This is a genomic window from Streptomyces sp. NRRL B-1140 (assembly GCF_001280065.1).
In the GTDB taxonomy this organism is placed as follows: domain Bacteria; phylum Actinomycetota; class Actinomycetes; order Streptomycetales; family Streptomycetaceae; genus Streptomyces.
In genome coordinates, this window is the sequence record NZ_LGEA01000099.1 from 18273 (window position 1) to 33277 (window position 15005).

Sequence of the window (15005 nt, forward strand, 5' to 3'; positions counted from 1 at the left end):
GTCCCCGCGCCCCTGGACGGCGCTTCCTCACGGACCTCGAGACTCGGAGAAGAACCCACGCATGTCCCACACCCCGCACGCCACCGCGTTGCCCACCACGGTCGCCCGCCTCGACCACACCGCCGTCTACGCCTCCGACCGCCAACTGTCCGCGGAGTTCCTCGCGGCCGTCCTGGGTCTGGAGGTCGGCGCCCCCTTCGGCCCGTTCCTGCCCGTCGATCTGGGCAACGGCGTGACCCTCGACTACTACGCGAAGACCGACGAGCCGATCCAGTCCCAGCACTACGCGTTCCTCGTGCCCGAGGAACGCTTCGACGGGATGATCGACCGGCTGGAGGCGCTCGGCGTCACCTACTACGCCGACCCGGGCCACACCCGGCCCGGCCGGGTCAACGACCTCTTCGGCGGTCGCGGCGCCTACTTCGACGACCCGGACGGCCACAACATGGAGATCATGACCCGGCCGTACGTCCGGCCCTGACGGTCGCGCACTCCCGGCCGCCTACAACGCCCGGTGCATGATGTGCAGCCCCACCCGGCCGTGCCGGGGGTGGTCGAACGCGTCGGGCACCGTGCCGAGGATCGTGAAGCCGAGGGAGGTCCACAGTGACACGGCCGGGTTGGTCTCGACGACTGCGTTGAACACCATGCCCCGGTAGCCGGCGGCCCGGGCCTCGGCCAGGAGGTGTTCGGCGAGGGCCCGCCCGTAACCCCGGCCGCCCCGGCCGGGGTCGACCATGAAGCCGGCGTTGGCGATACGCGCGGCGGGGCCGCCGTAGTTGGGGGTGAGGTAGGCGGAGGCGACGACAGCACCGCTGTCGTCCTCGACGACGTAGACGCGTTTCGCCGGGTTCATCCACAGGACCCGGGCCTCCTCCTCGGAGGTGCCCGGGTCCCATGCGTAGGTCTCGCCCGCGGCGACGATGCGGTGCCAGAACGGCCAGATGCGAGGCCAGTCGTCAGCCGTTGCTTCCCTGATCAGCATGGGCGCGAGTCTGGCACGGCCATGCGCTCGGAGGTCGCGGAGGGGTGCGCCCGATGTCAGTCGACGCTGGGCAGGATGTGGGGCTCCGCGAGGTCGTCCTCGTAGCCCGCGAGGCGGATCGGGGCCGAACGGGCCCACACGTCGAGGCTGCCGAGCTCGTCGGCCCGTCGGCCGGCGCGCTCGCCGCGTTCCTTGGGGCGCTGATCGCGATTCGTCTTCTCCGGTGTCACCGCGCACTCCTTATGTGTCGGTCACCCTCGGGACGTACGCGCCGGTCCTGCTGCGCCTGACGCCCGCTCGGGCCTCTATGCCAAATGCAGTTCGGACGCGGTGGCGCCGGTCGACTCACGGGAGAGCAGGCCGTGGTGAACCGGCTGGTCCCATGACGGACCGTGGGTGTGGGTAGGACCCCGTGCTGCTGTCCGTCCGCATCAGACTAACCAAATGAGCAGGGCCCCGCTCGATGGGGCTGAAAACAACCGGTAACGATCGCGCGTCATCCCGCGTTCAACTCCGGTTTACCTACCGGTTTGTAACTGAATAGGCGTTTCGTGAATCACTCGAACGGCGTACATCGAGGACGGCGCTTTTCGGACGGTTCCCAGCTCAGGTGCCGTTGGCCGGGTCGGCAGCGTGCCCGGCCCGCAACTCCCGGCTCGCCGTGCTGGACTGACGGGCACCGCAAGAGGGGAAACGCCGTGCTCGTCACCCGGGGCCCCGCATGACCGGCTCAGGGGCGCGGGAGAACTGCACGACCGGCCCCCACGCAGCCCGCTGACGCCCGACCGGACCCGCCTACCACTTACCCGGCGCGTAGTCCTTCAGGAAGACCCCGTACAAGTCCTCTCCCGCCTCGCCCCGCACGATCGGGTCGTAGACCCGGGCCGCACCGTCGACCAGGTCGAGCGGCGCGTGGAACCCGGCCTCGGCGAGCCGCAGTTTGTCGTAGTGCGGCCGCTCGTCCGTGATCCAGCCGGTGTCCACCGAGGTCATCAGGATGCCGTCGGTCTGGAACATCTCCTGGGCGCTGGTCCGCGTCACCATGTTCATCGCGGCCTTCGCGGCGTTGGTGTTCGGGTGCCCGGCTCCCTTGTACCCGCGCCCGAAGACACCCTCCATCGCTGACACGTTCACCACGTACGCGCGCCCGCTCTCCGCCTTCCTGGCGGCCTCGGCCATGGCCGGCCGCAGCGCGCTGATCAGAATGAACGGCGCCGTGTAGTTGCACAGCTGCGTCTCCAGCAGCTCGACGGGCGAGATCTGCTCGATCGTCTGCACCCAGGTGTTGGAGTCGACCACGTCGGGCACGAGACCGCCCGCGTCGATCGCTGTGCCGTCCAGGTGCCGCTCGACGCTGGCGTTGCCCGCGACCAGCGCGAGGTCGGCGACCTTCTGGGCGTCGAGGCCGCTGGTCCCCAGCGGCAGCGCGGCGATGCCGTCGACCGCGCCGGAGTTGAAGGCGCCGATGACGTGGTGGGCGGGCAGCTCACCGGCGGGCAGCGGGGCGCTCTCGCCCTCGACGAGGGCGGCGTAGGCGGAGGGCAGGCGGCGCACGGTCTGCGTCGCGTTGTTGACGAGGATGTCGAGCGGTCCCGCCTCCGCGACCTGTTCGGCGAGGGCCACGGCCTGTGCCGGGTCGCGCAGGTCGATGCCGACGACCTCCAGGCGGTGCATCCAGTCCGCGGAGTCGTCCATGGCCTTGAAGCGGCGGATGGCGTCCTTGGGGAAGCGCGTGGTGATCGTGGTGTGCGCACCGTCGCGCAGCAGCCGGAGCGCGATGTACATGCCGATCTTGGCGCGGCCGCCGGTGAGCAGGGCCCGCTTGCCGGTGAGGTCGGCGCGGACGTCGCGCTTCTCGCGGTTCACGCGGGCGCAGTCCGGACAGAGCTGGTGGTAGAAGTAATCGACTTCCACGTACCGGGTCTTGCAGGTGTAGCAGGAGCGGGGGCGCTGGAGTATGCCCGCGATCCGGCCTTCCTCGGTGGCCGACGACGGCAGCAGCCCCTCTGTCTCGTCGTCGATGCGCTGGGCGGAGCCGGTCGCGGTGGCCTCCGTGACCGCCTTGTCGTGGGCGGTCTTGGCGGCCCGGCGCTCCTGGCGGCGGCGCTGCTTGACCGTGCGGTAGATCCCGGCGGTGGCCCGGCGCACCGCGATGGCGTCCGGGTGGTCGACCTCCAGCTTGTCGAGTTCCTCGAGCACGCTGAGGCAGACGGCCAGGCGCTCGGGGTCGATGCCGGGTCCGTACGAGAGCCCGCCGGCCTCGTCCATGGCCTGCGCGCCGTCCTGTGTCACCGTCATCGCCGCTGTCGTTCCCTGCTCTGCCCTCGCGGCGCGCCGGTCGCGCCCGCTTTCGAAGGGCGGATTTTACTTCAGCGGCGGGTCGCACCGCCAAATCCGCCCCGATCAGGACCGGCAGGCCTTGATCAGCGTCGCCACCTCCTTGGAGACGGCCGCCGCGAACAGATCGACGTCGGGGACCGCCTCGGCGTCGGCGACGAGGCCGTAGTGGACACTCCCCCGGTAGGTGGAGACCGCGACCGCCAGGGAGTGGCCGGGGGCGAGCGGGGCGAAGGGGAAGACGGCGGTGAGGGGGTGGCCGCCGAGCTTCAGGCCCAGGCTGGGCAGGGGCACGCTGGTGACCAGCAGGTCGAACCAGAGCCGGGCCGCCTGGCCGACCAGGGGCCCGCCGAGCCGGTGGGCGAGGGCGGGGACGTGGTCGGCGAGCAGGGCGACGGCGCCCGCGCCCCGGTTGGGGCCGGCGTCCTTGTTGCGATCCATGGCGTCCCGGACCGCTGCCAGACGGGTCAGCGGGTCCGGGTCGTCGACCGGAAGCCGTATCAAGTACCCGGAGAGCCGGTTGCCCTGCGGGTACGCCGTACGGGGGCGGCGCTTGGAGACGGGGATCAGCGCGCGGGGCGCAACGCCCTCGCTGCTGTCGCCGCGCTCGTCGAGCCAGCGGCGCAGGGCACCCGCGACGACGGCGATGAGGACGTCGTTGACGGTGCCGCCGACGGTCTTGCGGATGCGGTGGATGTCATCCAGGTCGAGCACCACTCCGGCGGTACGGCGGGCGCCGCTCGGCTCGCAGGTGAGAGCGGGCGTGGAGCGCACGTCGAGGGAGGATCGGGCGACGGAGGCGCCGATGTCCAGGGCGCGGCTCACGTCGGAGAGGGCGCCGCGCATCATCGCGGGCAGATCGCGCACGTCCGGCACGAGAGCGCGCGGGGTCACGGCGGGGCGGGGCCGGGGCGGAGGCATGTCCATGGGGTCCATGACGCCCGCCGCGAGGGTCAGCGCCCGCAGCCCGTCGGCCAGGGCGTGGTGGAACTTGAACAGCACGGCGAAGCAGACGCCGTCCTCGCCCGGCAGCACATGGGCCTCCCAGGGCGGCCGGTCGCGCTCCAGGGGGCGCCCCATGAGCCGGCCCGCCACCGCGTGGAAATCGGCGGTGGGGGCGTGCAGCCGTACGTGGTTCAGCGGGTCGAAGTCCGGGTCCGCCTCACGGGCCGCGCCGCCGAAGGCCAGCGGCCGGCGCAGGGCCGAGGGCAGCGGCTGCCACACGTCGCGGATGCGCATCCGCAGCCCGGGGACACCGGCGGCCCGGGCCGCGAGCAGGTCCGCCGCGTGGGCGCCCGCGGCGGGCGAGTGGGCCGAGAAGACCCCGAGCGCGCCGAGGTGCATCGGGTGCTCGGCGGACTCCAGGTTCCAGAACGCCAGGTCGAGAGGAGCGAGCAGATCAGCAGTCAAGGGCTTGCCTCGCGTCGACGACGGGTGGGCCAGCAGTCAACCGCCCCCAGCCGATTACGGTCAAGTACGATCAGGCTACGTACAGTTAACAGCAGATTAAGTCCCGCCCCGGCGGAGGGGGCGGGACTTATGGTGCATGTGCCGTCAGTTCAGCACAGGTTGCGTCGCCGGGCACCCCGTGCGAGTCACCCGGGAGGCGTCATGGGTCGATGATCAACGCGGACGCCACGCCACGCGTATGTCAGGACAAGGCGTTCACGCCGTCGGGCGTCAGGTGACCAACTGCCCCTTGCCCAAGGCGATGACTCCGCCCTTGGACACGGTGTACAGCTCCGCGTCCCGCTCGGGGTTGACGCCGATCGTCGCGCCCGGCGGCACCTCGACGTTCTTGTCGAGGACGGCGCCGCGCACCACCGCGCCCCGGCCGATGTGCACGTTGTCGTGCAGCACCGAGCCCTGCACCACGGCCCCCGGGTCGACCACCACGCCCGGCGACAGCACGGACCGCGTGACCTGCCCGCGCACCAGGCAGCCCGCGCTGATGATCGACTCGCTGGCGATGCCCCCGGCGTTGAAGCGGGCCGGCGAGAGCTGGTACGAGTGCGTGTAGATGGGCCAGCTGCGGTTGTACAGATTGAAGGCGGGGCGCTCCGCGATCAGGTCCATGTGGGCCTCGTAGTAGGCGTCCAGCGTGCCGACGTCCCGCCAGTAGCCCTGGTCGCGGGTGGTCTCGCCGGGGACGTGGTTGGCGCTGAAGTCGTACAGCGCGGCCTCGCCCCGGTCGGTGAGCTGGGGCAGGATCGAGCCGCCCATGTCGTGCACGGACGACTCGTCCTCCGCGTCCCGCTTGAGCGCCTCGATGAGGGCCTTGGTGGTGAAGATGTAGTTGCCCATCGACGCGAAGACACAGTTCGGGTCGTCCGAGAGACCCGGCGGGTCGGTCGGCTTCTCCAGGAAGCGCTCCACCGTCTGGCCGTCCGAGCCCGGCGTGATCACCCCGAAGGCCGAGGATTCGGTGCGCGGCACCCGGATACCGGCCACCGTCACCCCCGCGCCGCTCTCGATGTGCTGGGCGAGCATCTGGCGCGGGTCCATGCGGTAGACGTGGTCGGCACCGAAGACGGCGACGTACTCGGGCTGCTCGTCGTAGACGAGGTTCAGCGACTGCAGGATCGCGTCGGCGCTGCCCAGGTACCAGCGCGGGCCGAGGCGCTGCTGGGCGGGCACGGGCGTGACGTAGTTGCCCAGCAGGTTGGACATCCGCCAGGTGGTCGTGATGTGCCGGTCGAGCGAATGCGACTTGTACTGCGTCAGGACGCAGATGCGCAGGATGTCGCCGTTGACGAGGTTGGACAGGACGAAGTCGACCAGGCGGTACGTGCCGCCGAAGGTCACCGCCGGTTTGGCCCGGTCCGCGGTCAGGGGCATCAGCCGCTTGCCCTCGCCGCCCGCCAGCACGATCCCCAGGACCGAAGGACCACCACCACGCATGGCCGCTCCCCTCACGCCGATTTCCCGATGCCTGCCCCTGTGCAGTACCCGCTAAGCCTGTTTGACGATCTCCTCGTAGAGCCGGACCGTGCGGCGGGCCACCGCGTCCCAGCCGAATTCGCCGACCGCGCGCCCCCGCCCGGTCTCGCCCATCCGCCGGGCGGCCGCCGGATCGGCCAGGACGGTGTCCATGGCCCGGGCGAGCCCCGCCTCGAAGTCGTCGCCGGGCTGGACGAGCAGCCCTGTCGTGCCGTCGTCCACGACCTCGGGGATGCCGCCGACCGCCGAGGCCACCACCGGCGTGCCGCAGGCCATCGCCTCCAGGTTCACGATGCCGAGCGGCTCGTACACCGACGGGCAGACGAAGAGGGCGGCGTGGGTGAGGAGCTGGATCACCTCCGGGCGCGGCAGCATCTTCGGGATCCAGAACACCCCGTCACGGACCCCGCTCAGCTCCCCGAACAGCTCGCGGAACTCCTGGTCGATCTCCGGCGTGTCCGGGGCGCCCGCGCACAGCACGACCTGCGCGGCCGGGTCGATGTCGCGCACCGCGCGCAGCAGGTGGGGCACGCCCTTCTGCCGGGTGATACGCCCGACGAACAGCACGTACGGGCGGGAGCGGTCCAGGCCGATCCGGTCCAGGGCGTCCGTGCCGGGGTCGGGCCGGTAGAGCGTGGTGTCGATGCCGTTGTGCACGACGTGGACCCGCTCCGGGTCGAGCGCCGGGTAGCAGCCGAGGATGTCCTCGCGCATGGCGCCGGACACGGCGATCACCGCGTCGGCGGCCTCGATCGCGGTGCGTTCGGCCCAGCTGGACAGTTCGTAGCCGCCACCGAGCTGCTCGGCCTTCCAGGGGCGCAGGGGCTCCAGCGAGTGCGCGGTCATGACGTGCGGGATGCCGTACAGCATCTTCGCGAGGTGGCCGCCGAGGTTGGCGTACCAGGTGTGGGAGTGGACCAGTTCGCGGCCTTCCAGAGCGGCGGCCATGGCGAGGTCGACGGAGAACGTGCGCAGCGCGTCGTTGGCGCCGTCGAGCGCCGACCAGGGCCGGTGCCTGCGCACACCGTCGGCGCGGCCCTCGCCCCAGCAGTGCACGTCCAGGTCGACCAGTGGTCGCAGCTCCCGGGCGAGGAACTCCACATGGACACCTGCACCGCCGTACACGTCCGGCGGGTACTCCCGGGTCAGCAGTCCGACGCGCACCCGCAACTCCCTGCTCTCAGCGGCCGTTCCCTTTCATGGTCACCCAGATGAGGCGCGTGGGGAAGAGCGGGGCGGTCGTGGGAAGCAACAGTCGCCGCAGACGCCCCCTCCGGGGACCCGGTAGTAGAGGCAGCAGCTGCGGCGCCGGAAGGCGCTGCCGGTGAGGGTTCCGGCGCCGGTGAGCCGGGGGTCCGCGAGGAGTTCCGCGGCCAGGGAGCGGGCCCGGGCGGCGATGTCCCCACGGCCGTGCCGCCGGGCCCAGCGGTCCAGTTCCCGGGCGGCCCCGGCCAGCGCGGAGGCGGCGTTGCCCCGCAGCAGGCCGATGGCGAGACCGTGACGGGAGCGCAGGGCCGCCGCCAGGGGAGCGAGGTGGCCGTCCAGGACGAGGTCCGCGACCGTCGGGGCGTCACCGGGCAGGGGCGTGACCTCCGTGAGCCACAGGTCGTCGGGGGCGCTGCCGTCGGCGTCCCAGCGCAGCAGCCGGGCGTCCAGGTCGGGGACGCGGCCGTACAGCGCGGCGCAGCCGAGGGCGACCGACCAGAGCCGGGCCGCGAGACCCTGGTGGGTCACGGACGCGGCGACCCGCGGCTCCGGGACCCGCAGGGCGGTCGCGACCTTCTGCACACGAAAAAACAGGGGATTTCCTGACACTTCCGGTGACGTTGTGGCATACGCCTGTGCGAGAGTGGGAAGGGACCCGGCCGGTGCTCCTCGCGTGCGCAGCACGAAGAAGCCGGCGAGCGGGCGGAGCGCGGCGAGGTCGGGGTCGAGGTCCACGAACAGCAGTAGTACCAAGGCCCTTAGGGGACGCGCCCGGTGACCCCCGACCGGACCCGCCCACCCTGGGGATGACGGTGCTCCCCGCGTACTCCATCGGCAGTAGGACCCAATGAGTGCTCAGGGACGACGACGGGAAGACCTGGACACGGCAGGGTGTTGGTCATGAAAGCCCACCTTTCGCCGCGTCGGGCCGATCGCCCCCGCCTCACGCAGAGGAGCAGCCGATGAGCGCCCTCGCGTTGTCCGTCCTGCTGTCGCTCGTCTCCGCGTTCGCCTACGCGGGCGGGGCGATCGTGCAGGAGCGGGTGGCGGAGTCCTCGCCCGGCGAGCAGTACGCGCCGCTGCGCCGGCCGGGCTGGTGGGCGGCGGTCGGGCTGAACGGTCTCGGTGGACTGCTGCACGTGGTGGCTCTGGCCTACGGCCCGCTGAGCCTCGTGCAGCCGCTCGGCGCACTGACCATCGTGGTGGCGCTGCCCATGGCGGCGCTGTTCGTCGGCCGCAAGGCCGGTGCCACGGCCTGGCGCGGCGCGATCATGGCGACGGTGGGGCTCGCCGGTCTGCTCTCCCTGGTCGCCGCGTCCGACGCGCGGTCGCTGGACACGGCACAGCGGGTGGCCGTCGCCGTCGTCACCGCCGGTGTGGTCGTCTCGCTGATGATCGCGGCCCGGGCTGCGCACCGGCATCCGGCGGTGCGCAGCATGCTGCTGGCGACGGCCTCGGGGATCGCGTTCGGCATGTCCTCGGTGTTCACCAAGACCGTTGCCGTCGACTGGACCGGCGGTGTGTCGGCTGCGGACGTGCCCTCCCTCGCCGTGATCGGCGTCCTCGCCACGGCCGGGATGCTGCTGTCGCAGGCCTCCTACCGGGGCGCCGGCCTCGCCGCCCCGCTGGCCACGCTGACGGTCGTGAACCCGGTGGTGGCGGCCGCGGTGGGCATCACGATGTTCGGCGAAACCTTCCGCTACGGCACCACGGGGACAGCGCTCGCGCTGAGCTGCGGTGTGGTGGCGGCGGGTGGCCTGATCCTGCTGACGACGGAGCGGCTCACACACGGGCAGCCGGCGGATGCGGCACCCGGGCCGGTGGCCGGGGCCGGGCCGATCGAAGCACCTCGGTCCGGCGCCGCCCCCGAGCCCGCGGTGGTGCCGGAGCCGGTCGCGGCATCGCAGCCCGGGGTGGGGCCCCGGTCCGGCGCCGCCCCCGGGCCTGCGGCTGTGGCCGGGCCGGTCGCAGCATCGCAGCCCAGGGTGGCACCCCGGTCCATCGCGGCGTCCGAGCCGGTGGCTGTGCCAGGGCCGGTCACAGCCGTGGCCGAGGCCGCCGGTGGGCGGCCACGCGTGGAGGGCGTGTCCGTCCCCGGGCCCGGACCGCGACCGGCGGCGGCCGTGCTCGTACCCGGGCCGGAGGCGCGGCTCACGGTGCTCGCGACGGGGCCGGGGGCAGTGGCGGCACCCGGTGCGGATGCCGCGCCCGAGAGCGGGGAGCCGTCGCCGGCGGCCGACGACGAACGCCCGCTCTCCTACGTCCCCTTCTACGGCATCCCGTACGTCCCGCTCCCCACGGTCGACCGGCACCGCATGCGCGTCAGATCCTGACGCCGCCGGCCCGCAGGTACGCCACCGGGTCGACGTCCGAGCCGAAACCGGGCCCCGTCCGCACCTCGAAGTGCAGATGCGGGCCCGAGCTGTTGCCGGTGGAACCGGAGCGGCCGATGCGCTGGCCGGCACTCACCGACTGCCCGTCCCGCACGGAGATCGCGGACAGATGGGCGTACTGGCTGTACCGGCCGTCGGCGTGCCGGACCACGACCTGGTAGCCGAACGAGCCGCCCCATCCCGCGCTGACGACGCTGCCCGCACCGACCGACTTGACCGAGGTGCCCGTGGGCACGGGGAAGTCGATGCCGGTGTGGTAGCCCTTCGACCAGGAGGAGCCCGCCTTGCGGTAGGGCGTCCCGAGCGAGGCGCCGACGGGCGCGACGAGGCCCTGCCGGGTGGCCGTGGACCGGCCGGCCCGCTCGTCGGCCTTGTCCTTGGACCGCTCCTTCGACCGCTCCCTGGCACTGTCCTGGGCCGGCTTCTTCGTCGAGGGCCCGGCCGACGGCGCCGGTTTGTGCGCCGGACGCGTCTTCGTGGCGCCCTCGCCGCGCAGCGCGAGGCGCTGGCCGGGCACGATCAGGTCCGGGTCGGACCCTATGGCCGACCGGTTGGCCGTGTACAGGCCCCGCCAGCCACCCCGCACGTCCTGCTCGTCCGCGATGCCCGAGAGGGTGTCGCCGCGGACCACGGTGTACATCTCGGTGTTGCCCGCCCGGGACTGCGGCGTGGACTGCGGCCGTACCTCCTCGAGGGAGGTCTTCTTCTTCGCGTCCCTCTGCCCGGTGCGCTCGGCGGCCGGCCGGACACCGGGCTCGCCGCCGCCCCGCGTCAGTCCGGCCCGTGCGGAGCAGACGGGCCACGCCCCCGGGCCCTGCCCGTCGAGCACCTTCTCCGCGACGGCGATCTGCTGGTCCTTGCTCGCCAGGTCCGCGCGTGCCGCGTAGGCCCGGCCGCCGTAGGCCTCCCAGGTGGACTGGGTGAACTGCAGTCCGCCGTAGAAGCCGTTGCCGCTGTTGATGCTCCAGTTGCTGGTGGACTCGCAGGCGGCGACCTTGTTCCAGGTGTCCATGTCCGCCGCCTGAGCGGCGCCGGTGCCCATGAACGGCAGTGCCATGCCCGCGCCGCCCGCCGTGACGGTGAGTGAGGCGCGGTTGATCCTGTTCGGCTGATACCGGCGGTGCCGGCCGCGTACGGCCATCGATAGCCCCCCTAGACATGCGTCAGGAGGGGCAAAAGTAAGCGCTGCTAACCGGCCAGAACAAGACGGCTTTTCGCCGCCCGGGAGCCCAAATGGCCGGTATGAGGCCCCTGTTGCGCGACGTGCGCCTCGGTGGCGCACCGTGTACGGCACCCGGTGCGCGGGTGCGCCGTGCGCGGGGACGCGTGCGTCGGCTGAGTGCGACGGGGCTCTGGTCCGTATCAGCCTGCGCGATGTCGTGCGACCCGCGCGTGCGCACGAGGTAGTGGCACGTCAGGATGGTCGACGGGGGCATGCTTGTGGGGCCCCACCGGCAGCACCGATACCGAGGTCTTTAGGAGCGAACCGAATGAGCAGTACAGCGCAGATCGGCGTCACCGGTCTCGCGGTCATGGGCCGCAACCTCGCCCGCAACTTCGCCCGCAACGGCTACACGGTCGCGGTGCACAACCGGACGCCCGCGCGTACGCACGCCCTGGTGGAGGAGTTCGGCGGCGAGGGGGAGTTCGTCGCGTGCGAGAGCGCCAAGGACTTCGTGGCGGCGCTGGAGAGGCCGCGGCGCCTGGTCGTGATGGTGAAGGCCGGTGAGCCGACCGACGCGGTGATCCAGGAGTTCGCGCCGCTGCTGGAGCCCGGCGACATGATCATCGACGGTGGCAACGCGCACTTCGCGGACACCCGGCGCAGGGAACGGGACCTGCGCGAGCAGGGCATCCACTTCGTCGGCATGGGCGTCTCCGGCGGCGAGGAGGGCGCGCTGAACGGCCCGAGCATCATGCCGGGCGGACCGAAGGAGTCGTACGACTCGCTGGGCCCGATGCTGGAGAAGATCTCGGCGAAGGCGGCCGACGGCACGCCGTGTGTCTCGCACGTCGGTCCGGACGGTGCCGGGCACTTCGTGAAGATGGTGCACAACGGCATCGAGTACGCGGACATGCAGCTCATCGGCGAGGCGTACCAGCTGCTGCGGGACGTCGCCGGGTACTCCCCCGCCGAGATCGCGGAGATCTTCCGGACCTGGAACCGGGGCCGTCTCGACTCGTACCTGATCGAGATCACGGCCGAGGTGCTGTCGCACGTGGACGCGGAGACGGGCAAGCCGTTCGTGGACGTGGTGGTCGACCAGGCCGAGCAGAAGGGCACCGGCCGCTGGACCGTGCAGATCGCCCTGGACCTGGGTGTGCCGGTGTCGGGTATCGCCGAGGCGGTCTTCGCACGCTCCCTGTCGGGCCACGCGGCGCTGCGGGAGGCCTCGCGCGAGTTGGCCGGCCCGAAGGCGCAGCCGCTGAGCGAGGCCGAGGCCCGGGCGTTCGCGGACCGGGTCGAGCAGGCCCTGTACGCGTCGAAGATCGTGTCGTACACGCAGGGCTTCCACGAGATCGACGCGGCCCGCGACGAGTACGGCTGGGACATCGACCTCGGCGCGGTGTCGGCGCTGTGGCGGGGCGGCTGCATCATCCGCGCGGCGTTCCTGGACCGGATCCGGTCCGCGTACGACACCCGGCCGGATCTGCCGAGCCTGCTGTCGGACGCCACGTTCGCGCAGGAGATCGCGGACGCCCAGGACGACTGGCGTGAGGTGCTGGTCGCCGCGACCCGCCAGGGTGTGCCGACGCCCGGCTTCGCCGCGGCCCTCGCCTACTACGACGCCCTGCGCGCGGAGCGGCTGCCGGCGGCGCTGACGCAGGGGCAGCGGGACTACTTCGGTGCGCACACGTACCGCAGGGTGGACCGTGACGGCTCGTTCCACACGCTGTGGGGCGGGGACCGGTCGGAGACCTCCGCCTAGGCGCCTGACCCTCGGGAAGGTGAGCGGGGCGGTGGACGGCACGAGTGGCCGTCCACCGCCCCGTTCGCGTACGAGGGTCACGACAGGGGCGGACCGGGCTCCGGGTTCGGCACGGGCTCCGGTCCCGGGGGGATCGGGGACGGGTCGGGACCCGGCACGGGGTCGGGGCCCGGCGGCGCCGGCGGGGTGGGCGCGGGCGGCGGAGGGGTCGGCTCCGGGCCCGGCGGGGGTTGCGGGTTCGGCACCGGATCGGGATGCGGGTCCGGGTGCTGGGGATCGGGGCCCGGTGTCGGCGCCGGCGGCACGGGGTCGGGGATCGGGTTCGTCATCAGGTCCTCCAGCCAGTGGGTCGACTCCGGCTCTGGACTAATCCCCGCCTACCCGGCCCCCGCGCCCGCAGTCACTCGACCGCGGGACCGGTGTGGACCAGGTGGGGGGAAGGAGGTTGGGGGTTGGAGGCGGAGAGGGGTGGGGCCGGGTCAGCAGCGCCCGGGATGGGCCGTCAGCCACTCCTTCGCTGCCACGACCAGATCCTGATCGGCGGGCGAGGCCTCGTCGGGGTGTCGCTCGATCCACTTGGTGACGTAGGGACAGAGGGAGGCGACCGCGCTGTGCTCGCGGCCGGCGAGGGCGAACAGTTCGCGCGCGAGCGAACCGGCGATGCCCTTGCCCTCGTGGGCCGGCTCGACGATCGTGTGGACGGGCACGAGCGCGCGCTCGGGGCTTTCGAGTACGAAGTACTCGATGCGTCCGATGACCTCACCGCCGGACACGGCCTCCAGTCGGCCCGCCGCCCGGTCGTCGCGGATCTCCGGGTCGCTCATGGACACGCTCCTCCTCTTCTGCGGATCCTTCGGTCAGGCCCTGACGGCCTGCGGACTGCGCTGCTGGTCCGACCCGGGCACCGGCTCGGACGGGTCGGCCCCCAGGGCCACGATCCTGTTGTCGCGGTCCACGTGCACGACCCGGGGGGCGAGTGCCCGCGCCTCTTCATCCGTCACCTGGGCGTAACTGATGATGATCACGAGGTCGCCGGGGTGGACGAGATGGGCCGCGGCCCCGTTGATCCCGATCACACCGGACCCGCGCTCGCCCTCGATGACGTACGTCTCCAGCCGGGCGCCGTTGGTGATGTCCACGATGTGCACGAGTTCACCGGGCAGCAGATCGGCGGCGTCGAGCAGGTCGGCGTCGATGGTCACGGATCCCACGTAGTGCAGGTCGGCCTGGGTGACGGTGGCTCTGTGGATCTTGGACTTGAACATGGTGCGCAGCATGTTGAACTCCTGGAAGACGGCTCCCTGCCTGCTTTGTGCAGGTCAAGGGCGGTCTCGACTGTACACCGGGACACGCGGGTCGAGAATTGTGAGGAACATCGCTCCGCTCGGGCGAGACGGCTTCACGCCTGGGCTTTCGCGCCGCACCGGCGCCTGCTCGGGCAATCCTCCAGGAAAGCCCGGCGACTCATGCTGACCGGATGTTGACTTGTCTGATGAGTCATCAGGTAAGTCGAGGCGCTCCCCCACCGCTCCCAGGAAGAGTGAGGCTCGGCCCGGGGAGGCGCGAGCTTCGCCTTGTCGGTCCTTGACGACGGGCTCCGACTCCTGGGCTGCCCACCCCGGAAGGGCCGCTCGCAGCCGGGGGCGTTCTGAGGGGGCTGCACGGCGCGGTCCAGCGGCGGTCGGCTCGCATGGGCGCCGACGCCCTCACGGAACGAAGCCCGTTATGCCCCGTTAAGATGATTTTTGTGATCAGGACAGGACGACCCCGGCACCACCGTCCTTCATCCGATGCCCGACGCGAGATCGTCCTGCTGTCCCCCGTGATTCTCACCGTCTCATCACCGGCTTGGCCTTCGCCCCTCTCAGGGAGATCGCCTTCAGCCGTCTCCTGCCTGCCGCACCCGCCCTCGCCGCTGCGATGTGGCCCGTGCTCCCGCCGATCGCGCTGGGGGCGTTCTGCCTGCTGACCATGATCGGGCTCAGCCTCGTGTACTCCGATCTCGGAACGCCCTACACGGCGGCTGCGATCGTCGCGGTCACCTTGACGGCCGCATATACGAGTCATCTTCGTCCAGCGAGAGGAAACGCTCTTCCAGGTCCGGCTCGTCGCCGACGCAGCGCAGCAGGTGTTGCTGCGCCCGCTGCCACGCCGTGTCCAAGGCCTCGATGTCGAGTCGCTGTATCTGGCGGCTCAGGCGGCGGAAGGCTCGAT

The 15005-nt window shown here is 71.9% G+C and carries 13 protein-coding genes; 3 read left to right on the forward strand and 10 right to left on the reverse strand.

Going from position 1 to position 15005, the window contains the following annotated elements:
• The first annotated feature begins 61 nt into the window (after nucleotides 1–61).
• Complete coding sequence (locus tag ADK65_RS19025; protein ID WP_053671501.1) at nucleotides 62–481, forward strand: VOC family protein; 420 nt, start codon at nucleotides 62–64, stop codon at nucleotides 479–481.
• A gap of 21 nt (nucleotides 482–502) precedes the next feature.
• Here ADK65_RS19025 and ADK65_RS19030 read toward each other — a convergent pair whose 3' ends face one another.
• The 7 genes from ADK65_RS19030 to ADK65_RS19055 all read right to left on the reverse strand — a co-directional run bounded on the left by ADK65_RS19030 (nucleotide 503) and on the right by ADK65_RS19055 (nucleotide 8203).
• Entirely contained in the window at nucleotides 503–985 is a 483-nt protein-coding gene (locus tag ADK65_RS19030) for a GNAT family N-acetyltransferase (protein ID WP_053671502.1), read from the reverse strand.
• Between the two features lie 56 nt (nucleotides 986–1041).
• Nucleotides 1042–1215: a hypothetical protein gene (locus tag ADK65_RS38880; RefSeq protein ID WP_167526749.1), complete on the reverse strand. Its 174-nt coding sequence runs from the start codon at nucleotides 1213–1215 to the stop codon at nucleotides 1042–1044.
• Nucleotides 1216–1780: 565 nt separating this feature from the next.
• Nucleotides 1781–3283, reverse strand: a complete 1503-nt coding sequence (locus ADK65_RS19035; protein WP_053671503.1) for an SDR family NAD(P)-dependent oxidoreductase — start codon at nucleotides 3281–3283, stop codon at nucleotides 1781–1783.
• 105 nt (nucleotides 3284–3388) lie between these two features.
• Nucleotides 3389–4732 carry a wax ester/triacylglycerol synthase family O-acyltransferase gene (locus tag ADK65_RS19040; RefSeq protein WP_053671504.1) on the reverse strand — a complete coding sequence of 448 codons (1344 nt, stop codon included), beginning with the start codon at nucleotides 4730–4732 and terminating at the stop codon, nucleotides 3389–3391.
• 270 nt (nucleotides 4733–5002) lie between these two features.
• Nucleotides 5003–6223 carry a glucose-1-phosphate adenylyltransferase gene (gene glgC, locus ADK65_RS19045; protein ID WP_053671505.1) on the reverse strand — a complete coding sequence of 407 codons (1221 nt, stop codon included), beginning with the start codon at nucleotides 6221–6223 and terminating at the stop codon, nucleotides 5003–5005.
• Nucleotides 6224–6274: 51 nt separating this feature from the next.
• Entirely contained in the window at nucleotides 6275–7426 is a 1152-nt protein-coding gene (gene glgA / locus ADK65_RS19050; RefSeq protein ID WP_053671506.1) for a glycogen synthase, read from the reverse strand.
• Nucleotides 7427–7465: 39 nt separating this feature from the next.
• Nucleotides 7466–8203 (reverse strand): (2Fe-2S)-binding protein, encoded by a 738-nt coding sequence (locus ADK65_RS19055; RefSeq protein WP_053671507.1) that lies wholly within the window; start codon nucleotides 8201–8203, stop codon nucleotides 7466–7468.
• A gap of 227 nt (nucleotides 8204–8430) precedes the next feature.
• Here ADK65_RS19055 and ADK65_RS19060 point away from each other — a divergent pair, with 227 nt between their 5' ends.
• A complete protein-coding gene (locus ADK65_RS19060; protein WP_053671508.1) occupies nucleotides 8431–9801 on the forward strand; it encodes a DMT family transporter in 1371 nt (456 codons plus the stop codon).
• Here the strand turns inward: ADK65_RS19060 and ADK65_RS19065 are convergent.
• The gene (locus ADK65_RS19065) at nucleotides 9791–11002 is read right to left on the reverse strand and encodes a transglycosylase family protein (RefSeq protein WP_053671509.1); all 1212 of its coding nucleotides are present in this window, start codon (nucleotides 11000–11002) and stop codon (nucleotides 9791–9793) included. The two genes, ADK65_RS19060 and ADK65_RS19065, sit on opposite strands and share 11 nt — an antisense overlap.
• Before the next feature lie 349 nt (nucleotides 11003–11351).
• Between ADK65_RS19065 and gndA the strand changes: the two genes are divergently transcribed.
• Nucleotides 11352–12791: an NADP-dependent phosphogluconate dehydrogenase gene (gene gndA / locus ADK65_RS19070; RefSeq protein WP_053671510.1), complete on the forward strand. Its 1440-nt coding sequence runs from the start codon at nucleotides 11352–11354 to the stop codon at nucleotides 12789–12791.
• 479 nt (nucleotides 12792–13270) lie between these two features.
• On the opposite strand, the gene ADK65_RS19075 is transcribed toward gndA, so the two are convergent.
• Nucleotides 13271–13615 carry a GNAT family N-acetyltransferase gene (locus tag ADK65_RS19075; RefSeq protein ID WP_053671511.1) on the reverse strand — a complete coding sequence of 115 codons (345 nt, stop codon included), beginning with the start codon at nucleotides 13613–13615 and terminating at the stop codon, nucleotides 13271–13273.
• Between the two features lie 33 nt (nucleotides 13616–13648).
• On the reverse strand, nucleotides 13649–14068 hold the full coding sequence (panD, locus tag ADK65_RS19080) for an aspartate 1-decarboxylase (protein ID WP_053671512.1): 420 nt from the start codon (nucleotides 14066–14068) through the stop codon (nucleotides 13649–13651).
• Nucleotides 14069–15005 lie beyond the last annotated feature (937 nt).